Origin of the sequence: Zarconia navalis LEGE 11467 (genome assembly GCF_015207075.1) — a bacterium.
Classification (GTDB): domain Bacteria; phylum Cyanobacteriota; class Cyanobacteriia; order Cyanobacteriales; family Geitlerinemataceae; genus Zarconia; species Zarconia navalis.
The window spans coordinates 1-5627 of the sequence record NZ_JADEXN010000369.1; the positions used below are offsets into that span (position 1 = coordinate 1).

Consider the following 5627-nt stretch of genomic DNA (forward strand, 5'->3'; position numbering starts at 1 on the left):
CTGTATCCCCCATCTCTGTGTCCCCCGATATTCGGAATTTCTCGATTTTGACCGATCGTAAATTAAGGCTGGGTAAAGGAGGGGATAAGGATTTGGCGCACTTTACCGCCTTGCCCCAATTTTTGATTTCCCACGTCCCAAACGTGATATTGTGGCATGAAAGTTCGTCACCTTACCCTTTTATCTATCGATCGTATCGATCCCCGACCTAAAATATCTATGCGTATCGCGTTATTTACAGAAACCTTTTTGCCCAAAGTTGATGGTATCGTCACCCGCCTGCGCCACACCGTCGAACAGTTGCAACGGGCGGGCGATCGCGTTTTAGTTATTGCTCCCGAAGGCGGCTTAACCGAATACAAAGGAGCAAAAATACACGGTGTTTCGGGCTTTCCCTTACCCCTGTATCCGGAACTGAAGTTAGCGGTACCGCGCCCCACGCTACGCCCGGTGTTAGAAGAATTCGGCCCGGATTTAATTCACGTGGTCAATCCAGCGATGTTGGGGCTGGGAGGGCTGTACTACGCCAATTCCTTCAAACTCCCCTTAGTTGCCTCCTACCATACCCATCTGCCCCAATACCTTCAGCACTACGGTTTGGGAATGTTCGAGGATATGCTGTGGGGTCTGCTGCGATCGATCCACAATCAAGCCCAACTCAACCTTTGCACCTCTACAGCAATGGTCAAAGAGTTGAGCGATCGCGGCATCGAACGGACTGACTTGTGGCAGCGCGGTGTGGATACGGAGATGTTTCAACCCCACTTAGCTAGCCAAAAAATGCGATCGCGCCTGTCTCAAGGTCATCCCGACGCACCCCTCCTGCTGTATGTCGGTCGCCTGTCTCCAGAAAAAGAAATCGAGCAAATTCGACCCGTTCTCGAATCCATTCCCAACGCCCGCCTCGCCTTAGTGGGAGATGGCCCCCACCGCCAAGCCTTAGAGGAGCATTTTACCGATACCCCCACCCACTTCGTCGGCTATCTCCAGGGTCTCGAACTCGCGTCCGCCTTTGCTTCTGCCGATGCCTTCCTGTTCCCGTCCCGCACGGAAACCCTGGGATTGGTGTTACTCGAAGCCATGGCTGCCGGTTGTCCGGTGGTGGCGGCCGGAACTGGGGGAATTACCGATATCGTCCAGGATGGGGTAAACGGCTATCTCTTCGACCCAGAATCTCGAACGGGGGCGATTGACGCCACCCAACGTTTGCTCGCCGAGGGAGAAACCCGAGAAACTCTGCGCCAAAACGCCCGCCAAGAAGCAGAACGCTGGGGCTGGACGGCCGCTACAGCACAACTGCGTCAATATTATCAGACCGTTTTAGCCGAACGAACCCTGCCATCCGTGGCGTAAAACGAACGGGCTTCGGACTAAAACGACTACAGAGCCAGAGGGAACTACGGGAGGACAGCAGTGGTGTCAAAGACGCGCGATCGTGTCGAATGTCGAGGGTCAACGATCTTCTCTCGCGTGTCAGGTCTTGACCCGATGTGAAAACGCCGATTACTAGAAATCTCTTTGTGCGCGGGGGGTCTGGGTTTTGGCAGTCCATAATGGGGTGTTGACAAAATCCAGACCTTAAGTTGACACCACTGCGACAGGGAGATTACTCCGACACAATCGGATGTGCGAGCGCTTTGCGTCAGTCCTGAAGGTGACTGATACCACCGAGTAAATCTGCAGGATTTCGCCACCGTACTAAAATAAGAAAAAACCCAAACTTTTAGGCGAATCAATGATTCCAACCGTTATCGAACAGTCTGGACGTGGGGAACGCGCGTTTGATATCTACTCGCGACTGCTGCGCGAGCGGATTATCTTTCTCGGACAACCGGTGAACGACGATCTAGCCAACAATATTGTCGCTCAACTGTTGTATCTCGAAGCCGACGACCCAGAAAAAGATATTTACCTCTACATCAACTCCCCTGGTGGTTCGGTTTCGGCCGGGATGGGGATTTTCGATACCATGAATTACGTTCGTCCCGATGTCTCCACCATCTGCATGGGATTGGCAGCTAGTATGGGTGCGTTTTTGCTCAGTGGCGGTACCAAAGGAAAGCGCCTGAGCTTGCCCCATTCTCGGATTATGATCCACCAACCTCTCGGAGGCGCGCAAGGTCAGGCAACGGATATTGCCATTCAAGCCGAGCAAATCATCAAGACCAAACGCCGCCTCAACGAGCTACTCGCCGACCATACCGGTCAACCCCTCGAACGAATTGAGGAAGATACGGAACGGGATTTCTTTATGTCTCCCGAGGAGTCGGTGACCTACGGCTTGATCGATAAAGTCATCGATAACCATAAGCCCGCCGGACGACCCGTGGCGGTGAGCTAGAGTTCGCAACGGTCGGCTCTCCGGTTCGCGCTTCGGACTTAGGGAGTCGGCTGAGATTTGAGATAGGTGAGGAACTCGACAAGTTCTTCACGAGTCAGGTGCTGGCGCGATCGCTTCTCGTAGGTTCGTTCGAGGTAGTGGCGACCCTCAGTGGCGCTCCAGCCCAGACGCTGAATTTCCACCGTCGTTTTGTTCATCAGCCACTCTACATTGTCTGTGGGTTCGATGCTCTTCTCTATATCCATCGAAATGTCCTCGGCTGCGGGCGAGCGATCCGCTTCCTTTTGTTGAGATTCCCGAGCTGAGGGTGGGGTCGAAGGTAACTGGGAGATATCCACAGACGCGGTCAGAGGCGTGGTCAGAGGCGTGGGAAAAGAAACAACCGGGTCTTGGGCGATCGAACTGGGGTTCGATTCGAGAGTTCCAGGTGACAAACCCAAAAGACCGAGTGCCCGAATTCGGGCGCGGTCTTCGGCTTCTTCGACGGTATTGGCCGCAGCCAGCCCGGTCGCGACGACTTTTCCTTCCACCTCGACGATCGCCCGAACCACGTAGCTACCGTCGTGAATCGTTATCAACTCGCCAATCAAACTGCCGGTGGGGTAGCGTTCTCGAAACTGAGGCAACACGTTAGACTCCATGAAGTTCTTCAAAGTTCTTCAATAATGGCTTGTGCCAAAAGAGGGTTAAATCTAGAATAAGAAAGATTCTTCATTCGCGTGGCAATTCTGGATCGATTTTGCCCCACGAACTTTCACTGTTTCAGCAAACCTGTTTCCCGATGGTTTTAGAGGCTCTCATCATGGAGGTACAGTTGGGTAGACGTTGTTGAAACACGGGCGATCTCCCCCTAACCCTCAACTCCAAGGCCTGTGATGGGAACTTCGCCAATTCAAACTTCGGGTTGCCCGAGCGCTCTCACGATCGGGGAAATGTCAGTCACTCACTTGAGGTTCGCGCGTACTTCTAAAACCCGGTCGCCAAACACTTAAATTGCGGCTCGACGGATTGGACGGATTTGACGGGAGAAGCGTCGCGACTCCGGCGAGGGTGAGTTCGCTCCCTTAGCGGTACGACCGATTCGCACGCGATCGTTCCCTCCCTCATCGATCGGTCGTCAGTTGCAACAAACAACCGATCGATGAAGGAGACAACCCATTAGGATAGTAAGGATATAAGACACTACATGGAATTTTCAATCGCAACATTGCTGTCGAACTTTACAGATGACAAGCTAGTCGCCCCAAAAGTTTTAGAGAAAAAATTGGAATGCGAGGACGAACTGTGCCTCGCGAAACTCCAAATCGCCCTAGAAGCCCTCGAAAAAATTGGGATTTTGATCAAAGATCGGGGACGGTATCGAAGGGAATTTGAAGAAGACATCGTCGAAGCCAAACTGCGATGTTCGAGTAAAGGGTTTTGCTTTGCTATTCAGGATGAAGAAGGGGCCGAAGATATCTACGTGCGCGAGTCCCATTTGAGTACGGCGTGGAACGGCGATCGCGTCCTCGTCAAGGTGATCAAAGAAGGCAGTCGCCGTCGTTCTCCAGAAGGAGAAGTGAAGCTGATTCTCGAACGGGCCAATCCCAGCGTTCTCGCCCGTATCAAGGACGCTGAAAATAGCTACCGCGCCGTGCCTCTCGACGATCGACTGCTTTTTGAAATCGAACTGGATGCCAACGGTACCAACTTGCAAGAAGCGATCGATTACCTGGTTCACGTCGAAGTGCAGCGCTATCCTCTCGGTTCGTCTTTGCCCGTGGGACGGGTGGCCCAAATTCTCGGCAGCGATGCTGAAGCGGCCGACGATATCGATATTGTTTGCTGCAAGCACGATTTGCCTCGGGCTTTTCCGTCCAAAGCTCTTAAAGCCGATGAGGGAATCGATGGAAAGCTCAAGCGAACGGATCTGCAAAATCGACAAAATCTCCGTAAATTGGTAACCCTCGCGTTTATTGACGAAACCTCCAACAGCGATATTGTCGACCGGGCATTGAGCATCAAAAAACTCAAAAAATCGGGGCAGTGGGAAATCGGGGTTCACGTCAGTGATGTCTCTTACCATATCCCGGCAGACTCCCCCCTCGATCGGGAATCGAGCCGACGGGGGAGCAGTATTTTCTTGGGCGATACCATTCTTCCCCTACTACCGAATAACATCAAAGAAGCTTGCAATCTGGTGCCGGATGTCGATCGCCTCGCGATGTCGATTTCGATAACCGTCAACGAGGAAGGGGAAACCCTGGGCTTCGAGATTCAACCGAGCGTTATCCAAGTCGATCGCCTGTTGACCTATACCCAGGCACAAGCCGTCCTCGATCGCGATGGGGAATCGGGTGAAGTTGATTTACCCGAGGGAGAAATAGAAGCGCTAGATAGACTGTTTAAGCTCAGCCAAGCTGTGCGAGAACAGCGATTGCAGCGAGGTGCGTGCGAGTTGAATTTGCCCGAAACCCACAACCATTTCGACAACGAAGATGTTTTGGGGGTGATGGTTCTCTCTCCCATGCTACCGGCCCAGGCAATTTCGTGCGAGTTAGCGGTACTTGCCAATCAATGCGTGGGAGAGCATTTGCGCGCCCTCGACGTTCCCGGTATTTTCTGCGTTCATCCCGCCCCAGACTTGAGCGACGTGCAGGATATGATGAAACTGACGAGCAACATGGGCGTGGAGCTGTGGCTCGAAGACGAAGAAGCCATCGACTCGACAGATTTCAAGCAATTCACCGAGCAGTTTGTGGAGTCGGACGATGAGAAAATTTTAACCTATTTGCTCGAAGCGACCCTCAAATCCACTTACTACAGCACCAAGCCGGGGTCTCATTTCGGATTGGCGATCGAATCGGGCTACACCCACGTCACCAGTCCCATGCAGCGCTATCCAGATTTGCTGGTACTGCGGGTGTTGCACGCAGTTTTCGATCGGGGACGCGATCGCCGCTCGACAAGATCGAAAGATCGAGTGGATTTGCATCATTCTTCCTGCCACGGCAATATCAACTGGAATGTCCTGCCTCCAGAAATCCATAACGAACTTGAAAGTCAGTTGAATGCCGTGGTGATTTCCCAAACCGAACGGGAAAAATTGGCCATCGAGGCTGAAGAAGATTTGAACGGATTGCAAAAAGCTGGAGCGATGAAAGAGCGCACGGGAGAAGTCTTCCAGGGCTTAATTACCGGCGTGCAGTCTTATGGTTTCTTCGTGGAACTCGAATCGGGAGAAAAAGGTGCGGCTCCCAATCGCTTAGAGGGACTCGTCCACGTCTCCTCCCTTAAAGATGACTGG

4 protein-coding genes are annotated in these 5627 nt (G+C 52.7%); 3 read left to right on the forward strand and 1 reads right to left on the reverse strand.

What is annotated here, in order from left to right; all coding sequences use genetic code 11:
* The first annotated feature begins 219 nt into the window (after nt 1-219).
* Together IQ235_RS17195 and clpP are read left to right on the forward strand one after the other, a co-directional pair.
* Complete coding sequence (locus IQ235_RS17195; RefSeq protein WP_264322654.1) at nt 220-1353, forward strand: glycosyltransferase family 4 protein; 1134 nt, start codon at nt 220-222, stop codon at nt 1351-1353.
* A 382-nt stretch (nt 1354-1735) separates the two neighbouring features.
* On the forward strand, nt 1736-2341 hold the full coding sequence (gene clpP / locus IQ235_RS17200) for an ATP-dependent Clp endopeptidase proteolytic subunit ClpP (RefSeq protein WP_264322655.1): 606 nt from the start codon (nt 1736-1738) through the stop codon (nt 2339-2341).
* Between the two features lie 38 nt (nt 2342-2379).
* On the opposite strand, the gene IQ235_RS17205 is transcribed toward clpP, so the two are convergent.
* A complete protein-coding gene (locus IQ235_RS17205; RefSeq protein WP_264322656.1) occupies nt 2380-2982 on the reverse strand; it encodes a slr1353 family protein in 603 nt (200 codons plus the stop codon).
* Between the two features lie 545 nt (nt 2983-3527).
* Between IQ235_RS17205 and IQ235_RS17210 the strand changes: the two genes are divergently transcribed.
* Nucleotides 3528-5627: ribonuclease R family protein (locus tag IQ235_RS17210; protein ID WP_264322657.1), on the forward strand; the 2100-nt coding region annotated here is incomplete at its 3' end.

What these genes read in the sequence shown, in the direction of transcription:
- IQ235_RS17195 (WP_264322654.1), top strand. Translation starts at nt 220, where the DNA reads ATGCGTATCGCGTTATTTACAGAAACCTTTTTGCCCAAAGTTGATGGT.
- clpP (WP_264322655.1), top strand. Translation starts at nt 1,736, where the DNA reads ATGATTCCAACCGTTATCGAACAGTCTGGACGTGGGGAACGCGCGTTT.
- IQ235_RS17205 (WP_264322656.1), bottom strand. Translation starts at nt 2,982, where the DNA reads ATGGAGTCTAACGTGTTGCCTCAGTTTCGAGAACGCTACCCCACCGGC.